The 20,961-nt window shown below is 63.2% G+C and carries 21 protein-coding genes and 1 other RNA gene; 19 read left to right on the top strand and 3 right to left on the bottom strand.

Going from position 1 to position 20,961, the window contains the following annotated elements; all coding sequences use genetic code 11:
• Positions 1–30: 30 nt before the first annotated feature.
• From metF to AACH73_RS08590, 8 genes are all read left to right on the top strand, one after another.
• Entirely contained in the window at positions 31–957 is a 927-nt protein-coding gene (gene metF / locus AACH73_RS08625; RefSeq protein ID WP_272741479.1) for a methylenetetrahydrofolate reductase [NAD(P)H], read from the top strand.
• A 17-nt stretch (positions 958–974) separates the two neighbouring features.
• Complete coding sequence (locus AACH73_RS08620; RefSeq protein WP_338734575.1) at positions 975–1,697, top strand: class I SAM-dependent methyltransferase; 723 nt, start codon at positions 975–977, stop codon at positions 1,695–1,697.
• A 144-nt stretch (positions 1,698–1,841) separates the two neighbouring features.
• Entirely contained in the window at positions 1,842–2,906 is a 1,065-nt protein-coding gene (locus tag AACH73_RS08615; RefSeq protein WP_272741477.1) for a homocysteine S-methyltransferase family protein, read from the top strand.
• 7 nt (positions 2,907–2,913) lie between these two features.
• A complete protein-coding gene (locus tag AACH73_RS08610) occupies positions 2,914–3,903 on the top strand; it encodes an ATP-grasp domain-containing protein (protein ID WP_338734574.1) in 990 nt (329 codons plus the stop codon).
• 117 nt (positions 3,904–4,020) lie between these two features.
• Positions 4,021–4,413, top strand: a complete 393-nt coding sequence (locus tag AACH73_RS08605; RefSeq protein WP_338734573.1) for a hypothetical protein — start codon at positions 4,021–4,023, stop codon at positions 4,411–4,413.
• A gap of 6 nt (positions 4,414–4,419) precedes the next feature.
• Entirely contained in the window at positions 4,420–7,077 is a 2,658-nt protein-coding gene (gene metH, locus AACH73_RS08600; RefSeq protein ID WP_338734572.1) for a methionine synthase, read from the top strand.
• 249 nt (positions 7,078–7,326) lie between these two features.
• Positions 7,327–8,577, top strand: a complete 1,251-nt coding sequence (locus AACH73_RS08595) for a Xaa-Pro peptidase family protein (RefSeq protein ID WP_272741473.1) — start codon at positions 7,327–7,329, stop codon at positions 8,575–8,577.
• The gene (locus tag AACH73_RS08590; RefSeq protein WP_272741472.1) at positions 8,574–9,206 is read left to right on the top strand and encodes a DUF4272 domain-containing protein; all 633 of its coding nucleotides are present in this window, start codon (positions 8,574–8,576) and stop codon (positions 9,204–9,206) included. Before AACH73_RS08595 ends, AACH73_RS08590 begins: the two co-directional genes overlap by 4 nt.
• Here the strand turns inward: AACH73_RS08590 and AACH73_RS08585 are convergent.
• Together AACH73_RS08585 and AACH73_RS08580 are read right to left on the bottom strand one after the other, a co-directional pair.
• Positions 9,203–9,487 carry a DUF1294 domain-containing protein gene (locus tag AACH73_RS08585; protein ID WP_272741471.1) on the bottom strand — a complete coding sequence of 95 codons (285 nt, stop codon included), beginning with the start codon at positions 9,485–9,487 and terminating at the stop codon, positions 9,203–9,205. The two genes, AACH73_RS08590 and AACH73_RS08585, sit on opposite strands and share 4 nt — an antisense overlap.
• A 63-nt stretch (positions 9,488–9,550) precedes the next feature.
• A complete protein-coding gene (locus AACH73_RS08580) occupies positions 9,551–10,276 on the bottom strand; it encodes a hypothetical protein (RefSeq protein ID WP_272741470.1) in 726 nt (241 codons plus the stop codon).
• A 182-nt stretch (positions 10,277–10,458) separates the two neighbouring features.
• Between AACH73_RS08580 and AACH73_RS08575 the strand changes: the two genes are divergently transcribed.
• The 5 genes from AACH73_RS08575 (at position 10,459) to rnpB (ending at position 13,258) form a co-directional block, all read left to right on the top strand.
• Positions 10,459–11,136, top strand: a complete 678-nt coding sequence (locus tag AACH73_RS08575) for a TerB family tellurite resistance protein (RefSeq protein WP_338734571.1) — start codon at positions 10,459–10,461, stop codon at positions 11,134–11,136.
• A 238-nt stretch (positions 11,137–11,374) separates the two neighbouring features.
• A complete protein-coding gene (locus AACH73_RS08570) occupies positions 11,375–11,620 on the top strand; it encodes a hypothetical protein (protein WP_338734570.1) in 246 nt (81 codons plus the stop codon).
• Between the two features lie 68 nt (positions 11,621–11,688).
• Positions 11,689–12,426, top strand: a complete 738-nt coding sequence (locus AACH73_RS08565; RefSeq protein WP_272741468.1) for an N-acetylmuramoyl-L-alanine amidase — start codon at positions 11,689–11,691, stop codon at positions 12,424–12,426.
• Positions 12,427–12,798: a hypothetical protein gene (locus AACH73_RS08560; protein WP_272741467.1), complete on the top strand. Its 372-nt coding sequence runs from the start codon at positions 12,427–12,429 to the stop codon at positions 12,796–12,798.
• A gap of 34 nt (positions 12,799–12,832) precedes the next feature.
• Positions 12,833–13,258, top strand: an RNA gene (gene rnpB / locus AACH73_RS08555) — RNase P RNA component class A.
• Between the two features lie 344 nt (positions 13,259–13,602).
• Here rnpB and AACH73_RS08550 read toward each other — a convergent pair.
• Complete coding sequence (locus AACH73_RS08550) at positions 13,603–13,893, bottom strand: putative quinol monooxygenase (RefSeq protein ID WP_272741466.1); 291 nt, start codon at positions 13,891–13,893, stop codon at positions 13,603–13,605.
• Between the two features lie 397 nt (positions 13,894–14,290).
• On the opposite strand from AACH73_RS08550, the gene AACH73_RS08545 reads away from it, so the two are divergent.
• From AACH73_RS08545 to murF, 6 genes are all read left to right on the top strand, one after another.
• Positions 14,291–14,743: a division/cell wall cluster transcriptional repressor MraZ gene (locus tag AACH73_RS08545; protein ID WP_338734569.1), complete on the top strand. Its 453-nt coding sequence runs from the start codon at positions 14,291–14,293 to the stop codon at positions 14,741–14,743.
• Complete coding sequence (rsmH, locus tag AACH73_RS08540) at positions 14,740–15,735, top strand: 16S rRNA (cytosine(1402)-N(4))-methyltransferase RsmH (protein ID WP_338734568.1); 996 nt, start codon at positions 14,740–14,742, stop codon at positions 15,733–15,735. The genes AACH73_RS08545 and rsmH overlap by 4 nt, the downstream gene beginning before the upstream one ends.
• Positions 15,732–16,190 (top strand): septum formation initiator family protein, encoded by a 459-nt coding sequence (locus tag AACH73_RS08535; RefSeq protein WP_272741463.1) that lies wholly within the window; start codon positions 15,732–15,734, stop codon positions 16,188–16,190. Before rsmH ends, AACH73_RS08535 begins: the two co-directional genes overlap by 4 nt.
• Positions 16,187–17,986 (top strand): penicillin-binding protein 2, encoded by a 1,800-nt coding sequence (locus AACH73_RS08530; protein WP_338734567.1) that lies wholly within the window; start codon positions 16,187–16,189, stop codon positions 17,984–17,986. Before AACH73_RS08535 ends, AACH73_RS08530 begins: the two co-directional genes overlap by 4 nt.
• 87 nt (positions 17,987–18,073) lie before the next feature.
• A complete protein-coding gene (locus AACH73_RS08525; protein ID WP_272741461.1) occupies positions 18,074–19,537 on the top strand; it encodes a UDP-N-acetylmuramoyl-L-alanyl-D-glutamate--2,6-diaminopimelate ligase in 1,464 nt (487 codons plus the stop codon).
• A gap of 35 nt (positions 19,538–19,572) precedes the next feature.
• Complete coding sequence (gene murF / locus AACH73_RS08520) at positions 19,573–20,961, top strand: UDP-N-acetylmuramoyl-tripeptide--D-alanyl-D-alanine ligase (RefSeq protein ID WP_272741460.1); 1,389 nt, start codon at positions 19,573–19,575, stop codon at positions 20,959–20,961.

The raw sequence follows: 20,961 nt of genomic DNA, 5'->3' as shown, positions 1-20,961 counted from the left end.
TATAGCCCCGACCTGTCCCAGAGAATCCTTATGGCCCCGCCGCCCGCCTTCGTTCAGTCTTCCATCGCCCGCAAGATCCGGGCCGGTGCCTCGCACCTCAATGTGTCGTTTGAGTTCTTCCCGCCCAAGTCGGCGGAGATGGAAGAGAGCCTGTGGGGCGCGATCCGTCGGCTGGAGCCGCTGAACCCCAGCTTCGTGTCGGTCACCTATGGGGCCGGTGGTTCGACGCGCGAGCGCACCCACCGGACGGTGAAGCGCATACTGGACGAAACCGCGCTGAAACCCGCCGCGCACCTGACCTGCGTCGAGGCTTCGCGCGAAGAGGTCGATGAGGTCATCCGCGAATACTGGAACGCTGGGGTGCGCCACATCGTGGCCCTGCGCGGTGACCCGCCCGGCGGGCTTCAGGACGGTCAGTACACGCCGCGCCCGGACGGCTATCAAAACGCCACGGAGCTTACCGCCGCCATCCGCCGCATCGGCGATTTTGAGGTCAGCGTCGGCGTCTATCCGGAAAAGCACCCGCAGTCGCCGTCTCTGGACTTTGATCTCGACGTGCTGCGTCAGAAGGTCGATGCCGGAGCGACGCGCGGCATCAGCCAGTTCTTCTTTGAGCCGGAAACCTTCCTGCGCTTTCGCGATGCCGTGGCCGATGCGGGGATCAGGATCGACCTGACGCCAGGCATCATGCCGGTGACCAATTTCAAGGGCCTGCGCAAGATGGCGGCGGCCTGCGAAGCCGCGGTGCCCGACTGGCTGGAAGACCTGTTCCACGGCCTCGATGACGATGCGGAGACGCGCAAACTGCTGGCTTCGGCGGTGGCGGTCGAGCAGGTGCTGGGCCTTGAGCGCGAAGGCGTCACCCATTTCCACTTCTACACGCTCAACCGCGCCGAACTGGTGTATTCGATCTGTCGCGTTCTGGGGCTAAGGGACGGTCAGATGACCGCCCTTTGAGCAGTGCCGGGGATGTTATGAGCCTGCAACCCGATTATGCGTCGATTACCCGCGACGACCCCAATGCGTTCAAGCGCTTTTTGCAGCATAAGCGCCTGAATGACGCGCTGGGGCTTCTGAAAGCCCGCCGTCCGGCGCTCAGTATCGACTACGGTGCCGGGGATGGCGAACTGGCGCGGCTGTTGCGGCTGATGTGCCCGGCGGGTGAGGTGGTGTGTTTTGAGCCTTCGGCGCAGTTGCGGGCGCAGGCTGTGGCCCATATCGGTGCGCTGAGTGGCATTAGTCTGAAGGCGGATGTGATGAATGTGGCCGATGGCTGTGCGGATGCCATCTTCTGCCTTGAGGTGTTCGAGCATTTGCCACCGCAGGAGACGACGGAGGCCATCGACCATATGCACCGCCTGCTCAAGCCGGATGGCGTGCTGATCGTCGGTGTGCCGGTCGAAACCGGTCCTGTGGCGCGCCTCAAAGGCTGGTGCCGCCGCCGCAGGCGTGTGGATTTCGACACCGATGCCCAGCGTATTGCGCAGGCCGCGCGCGGCGATATCCGTTTTGAGCGCTTGCGCGTGGACTTTGAGGGCGGCGGGGGCTACTACCCGCACCATCTGGGTTTCGACTACCGCGATCTGTTGCGGCGTCTGGCGACCCGCTTTGTGATCGAAACGCGCCGTTCCAGTCCGCTGGCGCTCCTGCCGCCGGAATGGAACAGTGAACTGAACCTGCTTCTGCGGAAGCGCTGATAACCTTCGCCTCCCCTGAGTTCAGGGGAGGTGGATTCGAGGCCGCAAGGCTTCGAAGACGGTGGGGTTAAACCCGCCGGTGTACCCCCCCTCCGCCGATTCCGGCGGTGTACCCCCTGAGATCAGGGGGGAAGGAGACAGAAAATGACCCGTCAGGAGCGCATAGACACCCTGAAAGCCGCCGCCAAGGAACGTATCCTGATCCTCGACGGATCATGGGGCGTGATGATCCAGCGGCGTGGCCTCGATGAACAGGATTTCCGCGGTGAGCGTTTCAGGGACCATGTCGGTCAGATGAAGGGCAATAACGACATCCTGTGCCTGACCCGCCCGGACATCATCACCGACCTGCATAACCAATACTATGCGGCGGGGGCCGACATCTCCGAGACCAATACCTTCTCGGCGACGACCATCGCCATGGACGATTACCACCTCGATGCGCAGGCCTGCTGGGACATCAATTACGAAGGGGCGAAGCTGGCGCGCGCCGCCGCCGATGCCTGGACGGCGAAGGAGCCGGAAAAGCCGCGCTTTGTGGCGGGCTCCATCGGGCCGCTGAACAAGATGCTGTCCATGTCGTCGGACGTGAACGATCCGGGGGCGCGCAGCGTCACCTTCGATCAGGTCTATGCGGCCTATAAGCAGCAGATTCGCGCCCTGAACGAGGGTGGGGTGGACCTCTATCTGGTCGAAACCATCACCGACACGCTGAACTGCAAGGCGGCGCTGAAGGCCATTATGGACCTTGAGGACGAGGGGCTGGACACGCTGCCGATCTGGATTTCGGGCACCATTACCGACCGTTCGGGACGTACCCTCAGCGGGCAGACGGCGGAGGCCTTCTGGAACTCGGTCAAGCACGCTAAACCGTTTGCCATCGGCTTTAACTGCGCGCTGGGGGCCGACCTGATGCGCCCGCACATTGCTGAGCTGGCGCGCGTGGCCGATACGCTGGTCGCCGCCTATCCCAATGCCGGCCTGCCCAACGCCATGGGGCAGTATGACGAGCAGCCGCACGAAACGGCGCACGAACTGCACGAATGGGCCAAGGACGGGCTGGTCAACATACTGGGTGGCTGCTGCGGCACGACGCCCGACCACATCAAACACGTCGCCGATGAGGTGCGCGGGTTTGCGCCGCGCGTCCCGCCGCAGCGCCCGCCCGCCCTGCGTCTGGCGGGCCTTGAACCGTTTGAACTGAATTGAGGTTGTTATGCGCCTGACCCTGCTTTTCGGCGGCCTGAGCCGCGAGCGTCTGGTGGCCGTCGCCACCACCCAGTCCCTGCACAAGGCCCTGCCCGAAGCCGATCTGTGGTTCTGGGACGAGGACAATCACGTCTATGAGGCCTCGTCTCTGGCGCTTCTGGGCCATCAGCGGCCGTTCGAGGTGCCCTTCCGCGCCGATGGCCACGATCTGGGGACCATTGATCAGGCGCTGGATCGGGCCGCCGCCGAAGACCGCGTGCTGGTGCTTGGCCTGCACGGCGGCATTGCCGAAAATGGCGAGTTTCAGGTCAAGTGCGAGGCGCGGGGTGTGCCCTTCACCGGCTCCGGTTCGGCGGCTTCGCATCTGGCTTTCGATAAGGTCTCGGCCAAGCGCTTTGCGGCTTGCGCCGGTGTGCCGTCCCCGGCGGGCATTGCGCTCAGCGACCTTGATGACGCCTTTGCCGAGTATGGCAAGCTGGTCGCCAAGCCGGCGCAGGACGGGTCGAGCTTCGGCCTGATCTTCGTCAACTCGACCAATGACCTGGTGGCGGTGCGCGAAGCTGCGAAAGAACAGCCCTATCTGATCGAGCCGTTTGTGACGGGGGCCGAGGCCACCTGCGCCGTGCTGGAGCAGGCCGACGGGTCGCTGATCGCCCTGCCGCCCATCGAGATCATCCCGGACCGCGGAGCCTTTGATTACCACTCCAAATATCTGTCCAACCAGACGCAGGAAATCTGCCCCGCGCGCTTTGCACCGGAGGTGATGGCGGAGATTCAGCGGCTGGCCATTGCGGCGCATAAGGCGCTGTCGTGCCGGGGCTATACGCGGTCGGACTTCATTGTCTCGGATAAGGGCCCGGTGTTTATCGAAACCAACACCCTGCCCGGTATGACGGCCTCGTCGCTGTACCCCAAGGCGCTGGCGGCGCAGGGCATCGGTTTTGTCGATTTCCTGCATGGGCAGGTCGATATTGCGGTCAGGCGGGCGGGGAAATAGTTTTCCTCCCTGTGCTTAGGGTGAGGTATAGCGCCCGCCACTACGACCTGAGTCTCCCCCTCCACCGCTTCGCGGTCCCCCTCCCCACGCTTCGCGCAGGGAGGAGAAAACAGGCAAATGACCCTAAATCCTTTTTCCGACAACTGGTCCGACCGTCTGCAGATCGCCGCCGATGTGCTGAAAGACGTCACGCCGGACGAACTGCGCGTCGATCAGCCGTTCTATGATGAGCTGACGCTGGTCCTGACCGAATACCGCCTGTGCGATGCCGCCTTTGCCGCTGCCGCGCCGCAGGTGCCCAATCCGCCGGAGTGGGGCCAACTGAGCGCCGCCGTGCATGGTTCGACCCCCAATGCCCTGCTGCTGCACATCCACGGGTGGCTGGCGCAGGCGCGGTGGATCGACACGCCACTGGTACGCGTGCACGCGCAGGGCCTGCTCGAACCGGCGCTGCGGCGACTGGCGGCCCATGTTTCCGACCTTGATATTACGCCCGTAAAAGACGATTAAGCGCGCATGACCACGATTATGACCCCCACCTTCATCAATATCGGCGAACGCACCAATGTCACGGGCTCGGCGAAGTTCCGTAAGCTGATCGTCGAAGGCAACTACACCGCCGCGCTCGATGTGGCGCGTCAGCAGGTGGAGGCCGGGGCGCAGATCATCGACATCAATATGGACGAGGGCCTGCTCGATGCGGTGAAGGCCATGACGACCTTCCTCAACCTGCTGGCCGCCGAACCCGATATCGCCCGAGTGCCGGTGATGATTGATTCCTCTAAATGGGAAGTGATCGAGGCCGGTCTGAAGTGCGTGCAAGGCAAGGCCATCGTCAACTCCATCTCGATGAAGGAGGGCGAGGACATCTTCCGCCACCACGCCCGCGAATGCCTTAAATACGGCGCGGCCGTGGTGGTCATGGCCTTTGACGAGGTGGGGCAGGCCGATACGGCGGCGCGCAAGATAGACATCTGTACGCGCGCCTACAACATCCTTGTCAATGAGGTGGGCTTCCCGCCCGAAGACATCATCTTCGACCCCAACATTTTCGCCGTGGCGACGGGGATCGAGGAGCACGACAACTACGCCGTGGACTTTATCGAAGCGACGCGGACGATCAAGCAGACCCTGCCCTATGCGCGTATATCGGGCGGCGTGTCGAACGTCAGCTTCTCCTTCCGTGGCAATGAGCCGGTGCGCCGCGCCATCCACTCGGTGTTCCTGTATCACGCCATCAAGGCCGGCATGGATATGGGCATCGTCAATGCCGGCGACCTGCCGGTCTATGACGATATCGACGCCGAACTTCGCGAAGCGGTGGAAGACGTTATTCTGAACCGGCCCCAGCGCCACAATGTCAGCAATACCGAATGGCTGGTCGATCTGGCTCCCAAATACAAGGGCGAGAAGGGTCAGGTTGAGGCGAAGACACTGGCCTGGCGTGAAGGCTCTGTCGAAGACCGTCTGAAACACGCTTTGGTGCACGGCATCACCGAATTTATCGAAGCCGATACCGAAGAGGCGCGGCAACAGGCTGAGCGCCCGCTGCACGTCATCGAAGGCCCGCTGATGGCCGGGATGAACGTCGTCGGCGACCTGTTCGGGGCGGGCAAGATGTTCCTGCCGCAGGTGGTCAAATCCGCCCGCGTCATGAAGCAGTCGGTGGCTTACCTCATGCCCTTCATGGAGGCCGAAAAAGACGGCGCCGAGCATCAGTCGGCGGGCAAGATCCTGATGGCCACGGTCAAGGGTGACGTCCACGACATCGGCAAGAACATCGTCGGCGTGGTCCTGCAATGTAACAATTACGAGGTCGTCGATCTGGGGGTCATGGTGCCCGCCGATCGCATCCTTGAAGAGGCCAGGAAGCACAAGGTCGATATGATCGGCCTTTCGGGCCTGATCACGCCGTCGCTGGATGAAATGGTGTTTGTGGCGCGCGAAATGCAGCGCCAGGGCTTCGACATTCCGCTGCTGATCGGCGGGGCGACGACCTCGAAAACCCACACGGCGGTGAAGATCGAGCCGGGCTACAGCAACGGGCAGACCGTCTATGTGCTCGATGCCTCGCGCGCCGTCGGTGTGGTGTCGCAACTCCTGTCCGACAGCGATAAGGCGCAGTTTATCGCCGATACGCGCGCCGACTATGAAAAGGTGCGTCTGGCCTATGGCAAGGGCGATCAAAAGCCGCGCTCCGACCTTAAAGAAGCGCGGTCAAAGAAGTTCGTTATCGACTTTGCGTCCGAAGCCCCCGTCGCCCCGACCTTCCTTGGGACGCGGACCTTTTCGCCGTATGACCTGCACGATCTGGCCGACCATATCGACTGGACGCCGTTCTTTGCCACCTGGGAGCTGGCCGGGCGCTTCCCGGACATCCTTGAGGACGAGATTGTGGGCGAGGCGGCCACCGCCCTTTATGCCGATGCGCAGGCTATGCTGAAGCGTATTCTGGACGAAAAATGGTTTGAGGCGCGTGGTGTGGTGGGCTTCTGGCCCGCCAATGCCACCGAAGACGACGATATCGAAGTCTATGAAGACGAGACGCGCTCAAAGGTCATTGCGCGTTTCCACACCCTGCGTCAGCAGATGAAGAAGACGCGCGACGATCAGTCGAACACGGCCTTGAGCGACTTTGTGGCACCCAAAGGCACGCCCGACTGGATCGGCGGCTTTGCCGTCACCGCCGGACATGGCGAAATGGAAATCGCGGCGAAGTTCAAGGCGGCGGGCGACGACTATAACGCCATTCTGGCCACCGCTCTGGCCGACCGTCTGGCCGAAGCCTTTGCCGAAGCCCTGCACAAGCGCGTGCGCCGCGAGCTGTGGGCCTATGCCGCCGACGAAGACCTTGATGTCGCCGGTCTGATTGCCGAGCAGTATAAGGGCATTCGCCCGGCACCTGGCTACCCCGCCCAGCCCGATCACACCGAAAAATGGACGCTGTTCGAACTTCTGGACGCGCGGGCGCAGGCGGGGATGGAACTGACCGAAAGCCTCGCCATGACGCCGCCGGCCTCGGTGTCGGGCCTTTACTTCGCGCATCCGAAATCGCACTATTTCGGCGTCGGCAAGATCGAAAAGGATCAGGTCGAAGACTATGCCCGCCGCAAGGGCTGGAGCGTCGATGAGGCGGAGCGGTGGTTGAGCCCGATCCTGAATTACGTGCCGTAATCTCTCCTCCCTACGCCTTAGCGTGGGGAGGTGCCGAGCTTGCGAGGCGGAGGGGCGACTCTTTCTCGGTTCCCGGCGCATAGCCTACAGAATCCTGTGCGCTGCAAATGGCCTGCGCTACCCCCCTCCGTCTTTGACGCTTCGCGTCAAATCCACCTCCCCATCGCTGCGCGACAGGGAGGAGAGGGCTTGCCAATCGCTTCAAACCCGCGCTAGGTCGTATACGATTTCGAGCGCAGGAGCGGGGTAATGCTGTCCAAACGGGCCTTTCTGAGCGGGGCGGTGGCTTCGGGTGTGGTCGTGGCATCGGGCGTGAAGGCCCAGACTCAGACCGTGACCCCGACTCAAGGCTTGCCCAATCTGGCGGCGGGGGCCACGCCCATCAGCGTGGCGGAGCGTCAGGCGCGCATCGCCCGACTGCAAGAGCAGATGCAGCGGCAAAAGATCGCCGGGTTGCTGATCGAAGGTGGCACGTCGCTGACCTATTTCACCGGCCTGCGCTGGGGGCGGTCTGAGCGCGTGACGGCGGCCCTGATCCCGGCCCGTGGCGAAGTGGTCATTGTCACCCCCTACTTCGAGGAATCGCGCACCCGCGAGACTCTGGAAGTGCCGGCCGAGGTCCGCACCTGGAATGAGGACGAAAGCCCCTATGCGCTGATTGCCGGTGCGTTGAAGGATCGCGGTGCGGCCAACGGGACGCTGGCCGTCGAAGGGACGACGCGCTATTTCATCATCGACGGCCTGAAACAGCAGGGGGCTTTCGAGGTGGTGTCGGGGGAGGCGCTGGTCGCCGTCTGCCGCCGCATCAAGTCGCCGGCCGAACTGGCCCTTATGCAGACGGCCAATGACATCACGCTGGCGGCGCTGCGTCACGTTCATGCGAACATCAAGGTCGGCATGGCGTCGCGCGATATTGCCGCCCTGATGAACGACGCCACGCGGGCGCTGGGGGGCGCGCCGGAGTTTGCCCTGACCCTGCTCAATGAGGCCAGCGCCTATCCGCACGGCACCAAGACGCCGCAGACCGTGTGCGAAGGCTCGGTAATCCTGATGGATTGCGGCTGTGCGCTGCTCGACTACGAATCCGACATTACCCGCACCTGGGTCTATGGCGAAGCGACGGCGCGGCAGCGCAAGGTGTGGGACACGGTGCGCCGCGGGCAGGAGATCGTGCTGGAAACGGCGAAGGTCGGCGTGCCGGTGGCGAAGCTCGATGCCGCCGTGCGCGCCTTTTATGACAAGGAAGGGTGGGGGCCGGGCTTCACCCTGCCGGGTCTGTCGCACCGCGCCGGGCACGGTATCGGCATGGACGGCCACGAAGCGCCCTATCTGGTCGGCAATGACCCGACGCCGCTGGAGGCCGGTATGTGCTTTTCGGACGAGCCGGGCCTCTATATCCCCGGCGAATTTGGCGTGCGGCTTGAGGATTGCTGGTATATGACGCCCACGGGGCCGAAGCTGTTTTCGCCTTTGGCCCGCTCACTGGAAGACCCGATTTGACGCCAAATGTGACTATAGACGCCGAAACCCGCAAGCAAAATTCGATCCGTCTGTTGAAGGCGCGAGGCCTGCCGGTCAGTGACAGCCTGCCCGAAATCGAAGAGGCGGCGGATGTGACGATCCGCTCCGGCGAAGCGATCGTCTATCGGCTTTTGTGCCTGACGGCGGTGGCGCAGGCGGCCTTTCTGGGGCGGCCGGGCCCGGTCCTGCCGTTTGTCGGCCGCTGGAAGCTCGACCCGCACCTGACGCCGCAGGAACGCACGCTTTTGCAAGGGGATGCGGTGTCTGAGGCCGATGCTATCCGCTTTTCGTGGCGGGTGGAGGCCATGGTGCCGCTGATGTGGGCGATCGGCCTGATCGATGAGCTGTGGTTTCCCGCCGAAGACGTCAACGCGCAGGAGATGCTCGACTACTGGCAGAACTTTGCGCACGACGATCTGAGCCGCATCGGCCACCGTGACGTCGAAGAGATACTCGATCAGGCCGATCTGATCTATCGGCTGCACGGGGCGGTGCGTGACGGGGCCGAAGGCGTCCTGCCCGATGTGGTGCGCGAACGCCACCACGCGCTCAACTGGCTGATCGGCTATGAGGGCGACGACTGGGACGACGTGCAGACGGATACTTAAAGCGTCTGGAATGCTATGATCGTGGCCGCCATCGCCAGCAGGTGCAGCCAGACGATCCTGTTGAATCTGCGCTTAAAATCGCGCTTGACGCTCTTGTGGCGGAACAGCCGCATGGACAACAGCGCCGCGGGCCAGCCGCCCAGCCAGCAAAGCCGCAACAGTGTCGCTTCCGGTACACGGCGTTCGCGCCGGATGGCGCGGCGCTTGTCGGCGGCCCAGACCTGAAACGTTACCAGATTGATCAGGGCCAGCCCGCCGAGGGCCAATATCCAGAGGGTCATGGTGGCAGAATAGGGCGGAGGGGATAAGAAGGGTTAAACCCGTTGTTATCCCTGGATAACAACCTATTCCCCGTCCTTCTTGCCCCAGCCGAGCTTGCCCATCAGGCCGGTGGCCCAGTTGCCGCTCGACTGGCCCTTGCCCGACTTGCCCGTCGGGCGGGAGGAGCCGATGGCGGCATTGGGGTCGGCGGGGGCCGGGGTGGCGCTGGTCTTTTGTGGCGTCAGGACATCGAGCGTCTGACGCTCGGTCGCGGGCTTCATCGCCTCGGCAATCAGCTTCGCCTCTTCCTCGGTCTGCATTTCCTTGAAGATATTGGGATGCCCCGAAAGCGCCTTCGCCGCGCGCTCGCAATCGCCGGGCAGGGACCAGTTGACATAGGCCCCCGCCGCCTGACCCTTGGGGGCCTTGCGCGCCTCTTCCCAGCCGTTGAAGCCTTTTTCGCGGGCGGCCTCAGCGCTCTTGCGGCCTTCCGGAGCCTCGCCCTTTTTCGACAGGGTCAGGGCCGCCTCATAGGCGCGCAGATACGAGGCGCCGATCTTTTCCATATCCTTGCTCAGCGGCTCGATATCCGAGATACGCTCCGCCAGGTCCATATGGCCGGACAGGATGCCATGGCACCACGCCACGCGGTTGAAATCGTCGGCGGGCGCGTCGGCGATGACGGGGGTGCGGATGACCTGTTCCTTGATGCCGGTGACATTGGTGGCGATAGGGCCGTCGTCGGTTTGTGCCATCGCCGAACCGGCCAGCAAGGCCATACACACAGTCGCCGTAATCGTCGCTCTCATGGACGCCGTCATCCTCATATTCAGACTCATCCCTTTGTCATGCGGACAAATTGGGGCGAAATCGCGTTTTATCGTTATTTTAGAGCGGAATGTCGCCGCGCGCACAGAAAAAATCTCTCTTACAGAAACTTAAGGGGTTTTGCGCCGTATAATCGCCTAGAGTGGTGCGTAGGAAAGTGAATATGAGTTTCTGGAAGACCCTCGCGCACAAGGCGGCCCACGCCTTCGACCCCGCCGACTGCACCGATTGCCCCAAGGGGCAGCCGGGCCGCGACCCGGCGTTCGCCACGGCGGTAACCGCGCTGGGGGCCAAGCTGGCTATGACCGACGGGCTTGTGGATGAGAGCGAGGAGCAGGCCTTTTTCGACGTGTTTCAGCCCGAACGCGGGGCCTATGACAATATCCGCCGCCTGTACGATCTGGCGCGCCAGACCAGTCTGGGGTTTGAATCCTATGCCCGGCGGCTGGCCAAACGCTATGCCCAATGCCCGCGCATCCTTGAGGACGTACTGGAAGGCCTGTTCCATATTGCGGTTTCGGACGGCCACCTGACCGACCGCGAAGAGACCTATCTGGAAACCGTGGCGCGTCTGTTCGACCTCAGCCCCGCGACCTATCGCCGCATTCGCGCTGACTATGCCGGGCCGGACGCCGACGACCCCTATCATATTCTGGGCATTCATCCGGATGTGGCCGACCATGAAATCCGCATCGCGCGTAACAAGGCGTTGGGCGATGTGCACCCCGATCGCATCCTGGCGCGCGGTCTGCCCTCTGAATATGTGGGGCTTTTCACCCAGAAGGCGGCACGGATCAATGAGGCCTACACGCAGATCCTGCGTGAGCGGGCGCTGCAATAGGGGCACGATCTGTGATGAAATCGATGTCTCTCTTAACAAGTCATAAAAAAGTTAAGTTAACGCGGGGTCAGATGGTTGACGTCGGCCTTAATCGTGCCAATCTGCTGTGGTGCAGTGCAGTCATCACCCATCCTGCATGGCGCGTAGTGAGGTTTGTAAGGCCATGAGCGATCTGATGTCCGTTTTCGGAAGTTTCACGCGACCCCATCCGTGGGCGCAGGTGCGTCGGAGGAACGCCATGGCCAGACTCAAGCACGTTTTCATGATGACCCTGATCGGGCTGGTCTCGCTGGCCGGTGCCGTCCTGGCGGTGATCTTTACCGGTATTCTGGCCGCTCTGGCCCTGATCGGCGTCGGCCTGATGGCGGTGACGGCCTTCTTTACACGCAAGCCCGTGCGCGTCACGGTCGATGCCAACAAGCGCAAGCGCGAAGACGGCGTGCTGGACGCGCGCAAGAACGGCTCGACCTGGGAAGTGTACTGAGCTTTTAAACCTTGAAGGTTTCGCGACCCCGGCCTATCAAGCCGGGGTTTTTTGTTGCGGATTTGCCGATGATTTCGCTGCCTTCCCCCAATTTCAATGCGCGTCCGTCCGTGCCCGACATGGTTGTCCTGCACTATACGGGTATGGAGACGGCGAAGGCGGCGCTGGACCGGCTGTGTGATCCGGCGGCGCAGGTGTCGGCCCATTACGTCGTCGATGAGGACGGTACGGTTTATCACCTTGTCGATGAGGAGCGCCGTGCCTGGCACGCCGGGGTCTCGGTGTGGAAAGGCGCGCGCGATATCAATGGCATGTCCATTGGCATTGAGCTGGTCAATCCCGGCCATGAGTTCGGCTATCGCGACTTTCCGCAGGCGCAGATCGACGCCGTGATCGCACTGCTGGATGGTATTCGCGGGCGCTGGGACATACCCGATCACCGTATTCTGGGACATTCGGACGTTGCCCCGGTGCGCAAGGAAGACCCCGGTGAGCGCTTCCCGTGGCAGGCTCTGGCCGAGGCGGGGCACGGGTTGTGGGTCGATCCGCCGCTGCCGCCAGAGGGCGTCATGGGGCCGGCACTCGATATCGGCGATAGCGGGCCGGGCGTGTTTGCGCTTCAGGGGGCGCTGGGCAAGCTGGGCTACGACCTCCTGCCGGGCGGCCCCTATGACGCGGAAACAAAGGCCATCGTCACGGCCTTTCAGCGCCATTGGGTACAGACGCGCATCGACGGTAAGGCGGATGCCCTGACGCGGGTGCGCCTGATGGCGCTGTTGCGCCATATCACGCTTCTGGAGGCGTAAATGAATTACCAACGCTGGGACTATGTGTTTTTGCTGATGTCGGGTCTGTGGGGCCTGATCGGCGTCATGCTGCTGGCGGCGGGCAGCCATGCCGACCCGCGCCTGACCTCGGCCGGCATGTTCCTGCTGTTTCACGCGGCGACGGCGATCGGTCTGGTCCATTCGGGCTTTATGGGGCCGCGGATGCGTCTGAACGTCCTGCTGCTGCTGATGGTCGGCAGCGGCGTGTTTGCCGCCGATATCTGCTCGCGTGTGCTGCGCGGGCAGGGGCTCCTGCCCAATCTGGCGCCCACGGGCGGTGTGCTGGTCATGCTGGGCTGGGCCGGGGTGGCTTTGGCTTCGGCCTTGAAGCTGACGGCGAAGAAGGCTTGATTTAGGTGCGGCTTTCCCGCACAAGGCGCGTGGATCAGATGACCGGGCGATCGCAGGAGCGAGAGCCTCATCCCCAAAAGTGCTTTGCGGTTTTGGGATAGAGATGAGGCGACGTTATCTTGAGGAAAGTCCGGGCTTCACGGTAATAGGGCGGCGGGTAACGCCCGCCAAGGGTGACCTTAGGGATAGCGCCACAGAAAACAGACCGCCCGGCGTCAGCCGGGTAAGGGTGAAACGGTGCGGTAAGAGCGCACCGCGCGACCGGCAACGGAAGCGGCACGGCAAGCCCCGCCCGAAGCAAAACCGAATAGGAACGGCGCGTCGGTTTTCCGACAGGGTATTACCGCCCCAGCACGTTCGGGTTGGTTGCATGAGCGCCGGAGCAATCCGTCGCCAAGATGAATGATCGCCAGAGGGCGCAAGCCCCGAACAGAACCCGGCTTACAGGTCATCTGATCCCCTCTCAGCCTAAAGTCCTGACGGACTTCAGGGTGGTGCCTGTTTCGTCAAATCAAGGCGCGAAGCGGTTCTTCGCCTTGATTTGGCAGATATGCCACCTCTTCGATTTACTCGAAGACGTGGCGGTTACTGAGCGAGGTCTTTTCCCCACGCCGTCAGCCGGGATCATTTTGGTGCGGTCAGAAGGTTGCGCCACGGCACGCTTCACCTTCTGGTCTCTCCAGACCAGATAATCGGGATCGCTATTTTCACTTTCTTCGAAACGAAGACTTAGCTCGATCTGTTTTGGGGGACTCAATGCGTGACATGAGCCTAATCTGGCAGAGAGAGGCGGGTTTAAGCCATCTAAATCCCGTGCCCGCCCACCGGTTCCGTCACGATGTGCTCACCAAACGCTGCGATCAGCGGCATGGCCTGCCGGATCGTTTCAGCCACGGCGGGCAGGTGCAGTGAGGCCTTGTGGCTGTCGGCGGAGTCCCACACCTCGGTGATCCACAGCTTGTCCGCGTCCTGTGGGTCCTTGGCCACCACATAGCTCAAGCAGCCGGGCATGTCGCCGACGCTGGCGGTCATCAGCGCGATCAGGTCGTCGCGCTTGCCGGGGTGGGCTGAAAAGCTGCCGATCAATCCGTACATCTGTGTCTCCTTATGCGTCGCATCCTGTCCTTTTCGAGAGACAAAACCTGTCAGCAGGCTGTGGAACCGCCCCTTGTGGATAAGCAAGGCTGCGCACAGGCATATGCACAGGCGCTGTTAATCTTTGTGAATGGCTTGAGTTCAGGATTTGTAAAGGTTTTCGCAACCCTTTATTCAGCTTGTTTGCATAAGTGTTAACAGGTTCCCTTTCTGTTCTATCCCCTTGTCCCTGTTCGATAAATTCTGAGCCGAAAGGCATAAAGTGTCAGTCAGAGTCATTGCGTCCCACTTCATCCCATGTTAACCCTAATTCGGGTCGGCGAAGCAGGGCTTTCGTCGGGCTTTGGGCATGGATCATACCGAATGAGGGAGCGGGCATTGGCCCGGACGCGCAGGGGTGTTTCTCTCCACGCACGAGAAGCAACTGGATGCGAAGCGGAGACTGCTGGTCCCGCAGGACTTCCGTGCGGCTGCGCTGGTGCCCTTTGACGGCATGGACGGCTTTGACGGCCTCTATGCCTTTGCCCTCAAATCGCTCGGCTGCGTCGAATGTGGCGGGGCGCAATTTTTCAGCCATTACAAGAAGATCGTCGATGCGCACCCCTTCGGCTCGGCGCCGCGCCGCATCCTTGAAGCGCGCATCTTCGGCGATATGGCGAAGCTCAATTTCGACACGGCGGGGCGCATGACCCTGCCGGACGCCCTGTGCGAGCAGTTCGGGCTGAAAGACTCCGTGCTGCTGGTCGGTCTCTATGACCGCTTTCAGATCTGGAACCCTGACTCCTATGCCGCGCATCTGGCGACGCAGGAGGCTGAGCTGTCCGGCGTGCTGACGGAGCTGGGCCTATGAGTGTTTCCGGGAACGAAGCGCCGCACATCTCCGTCCTTCTGAATGAGGTGATCGCCGCCGTCGCGCCTGAGTCGGGGCGCGTGGTGGTCGATGGCACCTTCGGGGCCGGCGGCTATACGCGCGCCTTCCTGTCGCGTGGGGCGGAGGTCATCGCCTTTGACCGCGACGCGCGCGTTCAGCCGTTTGTCGAGACGGTGCGCAGTGACTTTGGTGACCGCTTCCGCTTCGTCAATCGCCCCTTTTCGGAAATGGCCGAAGGGCTGGCCGAGCTGGGTGTCAATCAGGTCGATGCCATTGTGCTCGATATCGGTGTCTCCTCCATGCAGCTCGATGAGGCCGATCGCGGCTTCTCCTTCATGCGCGACGGGCCGCTGGATATGCGTATGGCCGTTGAGGGTCTGAGCGCGGCGGATATTGTCAATGAGTGGGCCGAAGCCGACATCGCCCATATTATCTGGCTTTACGGTGAGGAGCACAGATCGCGCGCCATTGCCGCCGCCATCGTCAAGCGCCGCAAGGAAGCCCCGTTTGCGCGCACGCTCGATCTGGCGGCCGTGGTCGAAAAGGCCGTGGGTGGGCGTCGCGGCGACAAGGTGCATCCGGCAACCAAGACGTTTCAGGCCCTGCGCATCGCCGTCAATGACGAGCTGGGCGAGCTGGAAACCGCGCTGGAAGTGTCCGAGCGCCTGCTCAAGCCCGAAGGCGTACTGGCCGTCGTCACCTTCCATTCGCTCGAAGACCGCATGGTCAAGTCCTTCCTGTCCGAGCGCGCCGGGCGCACGCCGTCGGGTTCGCGCCACGCACCGCAGGTGCAGACCGGCCCGGCGCCGACCTATCGCCTCGATTCGACCAGGGCGATTGCGCCGTCCGAGGCCGAGCTGAGCGTCAATCCGCGCGCGCGTTCGGCCAAGCTGCGCGCCGCGCGCCGCACCGGCCACCCGCCCTTTGCCCAAACCCGTAACGCGTCCCCTTCCCGGAGAGCCGTCAGATGAAAGCCCTGATGCGTCTGTTCGACCGCCGTATTCGCGGTGTCCGCCTGATCGAAGCCATAGGGCTTCTGCTGGCCCTGATCATGATCTTCTGGGTCTGCCTGTCCAAGGTCAAGGAAGGGCAGGAGGTCGCCCGCCTCAATGCGCTCAATGCCCAGATCGCCGAGGAGCAGGCGACCATCAAGCAGCTTAAGGTCAAGGTGGCCAATCTGGAGCAGCCGGCGCGTATCGAGGCGCTGGCGCGTCAGTATCTGGGGATGCAGCCCCTGTCGCCCAAGCGCGAGGCCGGGCTCGACAATCTGGTGGAAATTTCCCGCTCGGTGGCGCGCCCTGAAATCCACGCCGCCCCGCCGGTGACGGCGGTCACCGCCAAACCTTCGGTCATGACCGAAGAGGAAAGTGCGCCCATCGCCGCGCCGGTACCTGCGACCCCCGCGACCGGGGAGGGCACGCGATGAGATACGGACACCGCCTGTCGTTTATTGACTCGACCGCCTCTGGTTTTCAGTGGGTGGCCGATCGAATGTGGAAAGTCGAGCACGCCTTTGAGCGCGCCAATGCCGTCGCCTCTGACCGGCTGGCCAGCGCGCGGATGCGTATTTTCTTCATTCTGGTGGCCATTGGGGTCATCTATCTGATCGTGTCCGGTTTCGCGGTGAAGGCGGCCCTGTCGGGCGGTCATGGCGGCGTGGACTACAGCCTGCCTGCCGATGCGCGCGCCGATATTGTCGATCGCAATGGCGCGCTTCTGGCCACCGACATTTTCAATTACGATCTGTTCCTTGAGCCGGCGGATATTATGGCCGCTGACCGTCCGCTGGTGAAGCGTGCCCTGATCCAGCTTCTGCCGCAGATTCCGCGCGATCAGCTCGATTCGGCCCTGTCGGGAAACAAGCGCATGACGGTCATGCCGTGGCTGACGGCGTCGGACAAGGCGCGCATCCTCAGCTATGGCCTGCCCGGTGTCGGTTTTGAGCCGCGTCGTATGCGTGGCTATCCGCTGGGCACGGCCGGGGCCTTCTATATCGGCATGACGGAAAAGGCCGGTAAGGGTCTGGCCGGGGCCGAGCGCGCCTTTCAGGATCAGATTGCCCGTTCCAACACGCCCTTCCCGCTGGCCATGGATCTGCGCGTACAGGGCGCGCTGGAAAACGAGGTGCGTAACGTCGCCATGGCTCAGAGCGCCAAGGGGGCCATCGGTCTGGTGACCAATGTGCGCACGGGTGAAGTCATCGCCATGTCGAGCTGGCCGGAATTTGACCCCAATCAGGCCGGGCGCTATGCCGACAATAACAAGCTGAACCGCGTCACCAATTCGGTGTTCGAGGTGGGCTCGGTGTTCAAGGTGCTGTCGGTCGCTATCGGTCTGGAGTCGGGGACGGCTTCGCTCAACACCACCTATGACGCGCGCACCCCCTATCAGTTGGGTAAGCGCAAGATTTCGGACTACCACGCCGAAAACCGCATCATGACGCTGGAAGACGTCTTCCTCGTCTCGTCGAACATCGGGACCACCCTGATGGCCGAAAGCGTCGGCATCGACACCATGACGAAGTTCTACAATTCGCTGGGCCTGTTCCGCGCCGCCGATATCGAGCTGGCCGAAACCGCGTCGCCGCTTCTGCCCAAAAAGTGGTCGAAGGATTCGCTGGCCTCGTCCTCCTTCGGGCACGGCATGTCGATTTCGCCGCTCTCCTACGCGCAGGCCGCCACGGCGACTATGAACGGCGGCTATCTACGGCCCCTGACTCTCCGCAAATACGATCCGTCGCAGCCGCTGAAAGGCGAGCGCGTCTTCTCGGCCAACACCTCGCGTCAGATGCTGGACCTGATGCGCGTCAACGTCCTCAAAGGCACGGGCGGGCGCGCCAATGTGCCGGGCCTGCGCGTCGGCGGTAAGACCGGCTCGGCAGAAAAGGTCGTCGGCGGGCGCTATGACCGCACCAAGATCCTGTCCTCTTTCGTCGCCGTCTTCCCCACCGACGGCAATGTCGAGGATGACCGCTACATGGTGATGATCATGGTCGATGAGCCGACGGGCAATAAGGACACGTTCGGTCTGCGCACCGGCGGCTTTGTGGCCGCCCCGGTGGCGGGGCGCGTCATCGACCGCATCGCCCCCTTCCTCAATGTGGCGCGCAAGGATGACAAGTTCGCCGACTCGGAGTGGGTTAAGTCTCAGGTGATGAAGGAAGAGCAGACGGGCGGTGCCGCGGGAGCAGAAGCGGCTATGCCCGCTGCCGCCGGTCATTAAAGGGGTCGCGCCATTTTTCCGAAAAGTGGTGCCCACTTTTACGGATGGCGCTTCGGATGGTGCGCGTATGAACAAGGGAATGAAACCATGAGCGGGCTACGCCTGTCGGACATATTGAGGCGCGATCTGGACGTGGATCCGGTCGTGACCGGCGTGACCGCCGACAGCCGCAAGGTCGGACCGGGGACGCTGTTCTGCGCCCTGCCGGGTTCGGCGCGCGACGGTCGGGAATTTATCCCTCAGGCCCTGTCGCAGGGGGCGGCCGCCGTTCTGGCCCCCGAAGATACGCCCGCGACCGCGTCCAATATCCTGACGGCTTACGATGTGCGCCGCGCCTATGCCCTGGCGGCCAAGGCCTTTTATGGTGCGCAGCCCAAAACCTGCATCGCCGTCACCGGCACCAATGGCAAGACATCCGTCGCCACCTTCTGCCGTCAGATGTTCGCCCATATGGGCTACCATTCGGCCAGCGTCGGAACGCTGGGCATCGTCACTCAGAACGGCGCGGCAGAGCACGCCATCACACCGCCAGGCCTGACCACGCCCGACGCCGCCGACATTGCCGAGCATCTGGCCGCACTGGCGCGCGACGGCGTGACGCATCTGGCGCTCGAAGCCTCCTCGCACGGCATTGATCAGCGTCGCCTCGATGGCGTCACCCTGACGGCGGCGGGCTTCACCAACCTGACGCAGGACCATCTCGATTATCACGCCACCATGGAGGCCTATCGCGCCGCCAAGCTGCGTTTGTTCGAGCAACTCCTGCCGCGCGGCCGCACGGCGGTGCTCAATGCCGATTCCGACGCCTATAATGCCTTTGCCGCCTCGGCCATCACCGCCGGGGCTTCGCTGCTCAGCGTCGGCGAGCGCGGGCAGCACCTGACCCTGACCCACCGCGATCTGACGGTGGACGGGCAGATCCTCTACCTTGAGCATCAGGGCCGCAAGTTTGAGGTCAAGCTGAAACTGGCCGGCCTGTTTCAGGCGTCGAACGCGCTGGTGGCGGCGGGCCTGTGTCTGGCCGCCGGTCAGAAGGTCGAGCCGGTGCTGGAGGCGCTGTCGCACCTGACCGGGGCGCGCGGGCGGCTGGAGCGCGTCGGTTCGACCGGCAATGGCGCCGAAATCTATGTCGATTACGCCCATACGCCGGACGGGCTTGAGACGGTATTGAAGGCGCTGCGCCCGCACACGCAGGGGCGTCTGGTCTGTGTCTTCGGCTGTGGCGGCGACCGCGATCGCGGCAAGCGGCCGCAGATGGGGGCCATTGCCGAGCGGCTGGCCGACCGCGTGATTGTCACCGACGACAATCCGCGCTCCGAAGAACCGGCGTCCATCCGCGCCGAGATCATGGCCGGTCTCGCCGGAACGCAGTCGTCTAACGTGCTTGAGATCGGCGACCGCCGTCAGGCCATTTTCGAAGCCGTGGCCAGCCTGAAAACCGGCGATGTGCTGGTTGTGGCGGGCAAGGGCCACGAACAGGGACAGATCGTCGCCGGAAAGGTCTTGCCTTTCGACGACGCCGGTGTAGTGCTCGAAGCCTTGAACGCATAAACCCCCTCTCCCTCAAGGGAGGGGGAGGAGTAAAGATGACACCTCTCTGGACCGGAACCGAACTGCTCAAGGCCACAGGCGGCACCTTTGCGGGCCTGAGCGGCGACGCCAGCGCCATTCGCGCCACCGGCATCACCTTTGACAGCCGTCAGGTGCAACCGGGCGATATCTTTCTGGCCTTGTCCGGCGTGCGTGACGGGCACGACTTCGTGGCGCAGGCCTTCGCGCAGGGGGCGGTGTGTGCGATCACGCGCAAGCCGGTCGAAGGCGGCCCGTGCCTGATGGTGCCGGACGTGCTTAAGGCGCTGGAAAAGCTGGGGGCCTATGCCCGCGACCGCGCCCCGGCCCTGAGAGGGGCGGTGACCGGCAGCGTCGGCAAGACCTCGGTGACGCAGATGGTCATGGCGGCCCTGAGCCGCGCCGGACGCGCCCATTCGGCGGTCAAGAGCTTCAACAACCATATCGGCGTGCCGCTGACTCTGGCGCGTATGCCCGCCGATACGGAACGCGCCGTGTTCGAAATCGGTATGAACCACGCCAATGAGATCACGCCCCTGTCCGAGCTGGTCGAACCCGATGCGGTGATCATCACGACGGTCGGCGCCGTGCACACCGAGAACTTCCCCGATGGCGAAGAAGGGGTGATGAAGGCCAAGGCCGAGATTTTCGACGGCCTCAAATACGGCGGTCTGGCCATTCTCAACGCCGACAACCACTGGTTTGCCGAATTGAACGAACGGGCGAGCGAAATGGGCGCCAGGGTGCAGCGCTTCGGCGAGGCCGAAGGCTGCGACGCACGCCTGATCAGCCATGAGGTGGTCGATGGCCGCGCTCAGGTCACCGCCACTTTGCACGGGCGCGATATCGCCTTTACGCTGGCCCATACGGGCAGGCATCAGGCGCTCAACGCCCTGTCGGTGCTGCTGATGTGCGAAGCACTGAGGGTCGAGACGGCGACGACGCTCGCCGCCCTTTCGGCCTTTGAGGCGCTGGACGGGCGCGGGGCCGAGCACAAGATTGCCGTCACTGGCGGTCAGGTGACGCTCATCGACGAAAGCTACAACGCCAACCCGATCTCCATGGTGGCGACGCTCAACGCCTTGTCAGCGCGTCCGCTGGCGGCGGGCGGGCGGCGCATCGCGGTAATGACCGACATGCTGGAACTGGGTCCCGATGAGGCCGAGCGGCACGCGGGTCTGGCCCCGGCGCTGGCGGCGGCGGGTGTTGATCAGGTGTTCATCGCCGGACCGCTGATGCGTGCCCTGTGGGACGTCTTGCCGGAGGCGCAGCGCGGGGCTTATGCGGCCACGGCGGCGGAACTGCTGGAACCGCTGAAATCGGCCTTGCGCGCGAACGACATTGTTATGATAAAGGGCTCCAACGGATCGAAGGCGGGCCTGATTGCCAAGAGCCTTCTGATTTAG

Origin of the sequence: Asticcacaulis sp. DW145 (assembly GCF_037101385.1) — a bacterium.
In the GTDB taxonomy this organism is placed as follows: Bacteria; Pseudomonadota; Alphaproteobacteria; order Caulobacterales; family Caulobacteraceae; genus Asticcacaulis; species Asticcacaulis currens.
This window is presented reverse-complemented; position numbering and strand designations above follow the sequence as displayed.

What these genes read in the sequence shown, in the direction of transcription:
- metF (WP_272741479.1), top strand. Translation starts at nt 31, where the DNA reads ATGGCCCCGCCGCCCGCCTTCGTTCAGTCTTCCATCGCCCGCAAGATC.
- AACH73_RS08620 (WP_338734575.1), top strand. Translation starts at nt 975, where the DNA reads ATGAGCCTGCAACCCGATTATGCGTCGATTACCCGCGACGACCCCAAT.
- AACH73_RS08615 (WP_272741477.1), top strand. Translation starts at nt 1,842, where the DNA reads ATGACCCGTCAGGAGCGCATAGACACCCTGAAAGCCGCCGCCAAGGAA.
- AACH73_RS08610 (WP_338734574.1), top strand. Translation starts at nt 2,914, where the DNA reads ATGCGCCTGACCCTGCTTTTCGGCGGCCTGAGCCGCGAGCGTCTGGTG.
- AACH73_RS08605 (WP_338734573.1), top strand. Translation starts at nt 4,021, where the DNA reads ATGACCCTAAATCCTTTTTCCGACAACTGGTCCGACCGTCTGCAGATC.
- metH (WP_338734572.1), top strand. Translation starts at nt 4,420, where the DNA reads ATGACCACGATTATGACCCCCACCTTCATCAATATCGGCGAACGCACC.
- AACH73_RS08595 (WP_272741473.1), top strand. Translation starts at nt 7,327, where the DNA reads ATGCTGTCCAAACGGGCCTTTCTGAGCGGGGCGGTGGCTTCGGGTGTG.
- AACH73_RS08585 (WP_272741471.1), bottom strand. Translation starts at nt 9,487, where the DNA reads ATGACCCTCTGGATATTGGCCCTCGGCGGGCTGGCCCTGATCAATCTG.
- AACH73_RS08580 (WP_272741470.1), bottom strand. Translation starts at nt 10,276, where the DNA reads ATGAGAGCGACGATTACGGCGACTGTGTGTATGGCCTTGCTGGCCGGT.
- AACH73_RS08575 (WP_338734571.1), top strand. Translation starts at nt 10,459, where the DNA reads ATGAGTTTCTGGAAGACCCTCGCGCACAAGGCGGCCCACGCCTTCGAC.
- AACH73_RS08570 (WP_338734570.1), top strand. Translation starts at nt 11,375, where the DNA reads ATGGCCAGACTCAAGCACGTTTTCATGATGACCCTGATCGGGCTGGTC.
- AACH73_RS08565 (WP_272741468.1), top strand. Translation starts at nt 11,689, where the DNA reads ATGATTTCGCTGCCTTCCCCCAATTTCAATGCGCGTCCGTCCGTGCCC.
- AACH73_RS08560 (WP_272741467.1), top strand. Translation starts at nt 12,427, where the DNA reads ATGAATTACCAACGCTGGGACTATGTGTTTTTGCTGATGTCGGGTCTG.
- AACH73_RS08550 (WP_272741466.1), bottom strand. Translation starts at nt 13,893, where the DNA reads ATGTACGGATTGATCGGCAGCTTTTCAGCCCACCCCGGCAAGCGCGAC.
- rsmH (WP_338734568.1), top strand. Translation starts at nt 14,740, where the DNA reads ATGAGTGTTTCCGGGAACGAAGCGCCGCACATCTCCGTCCTTCTGAAT.
- AACH73_RS08535 (WP_272741463.1), top strand. Translation starts at nt 15,732, where the DNA reads ATGAAAGCCCTGATGCGTCTGTTCGACCGCCGTATTCGCGGTGTCCGC.
- AACH73_RS08530 (WP_338734567.1), top strand. Translation starts at nt 16,187, where the DNA reads ATGAGATACGGACACCGCCTGTCGTTTATTGACTCGACCGCCTCTGGT.
- AACH73_RS08525 (WP_272741461.1), top strand. Translation starts at nt 18,074, where the DNA reads ATGAGCGGGCTACGCCTGTCGGACATATTGAGGCGCGATCTGGACGTG.
- murF (WP_272741460.1), top strand. Translation starts at nt 19,573, where the DNA reads ATGACACCTCTCTGGACCGGAACCGAACTGCTCAAGGCCACAGGCGGC.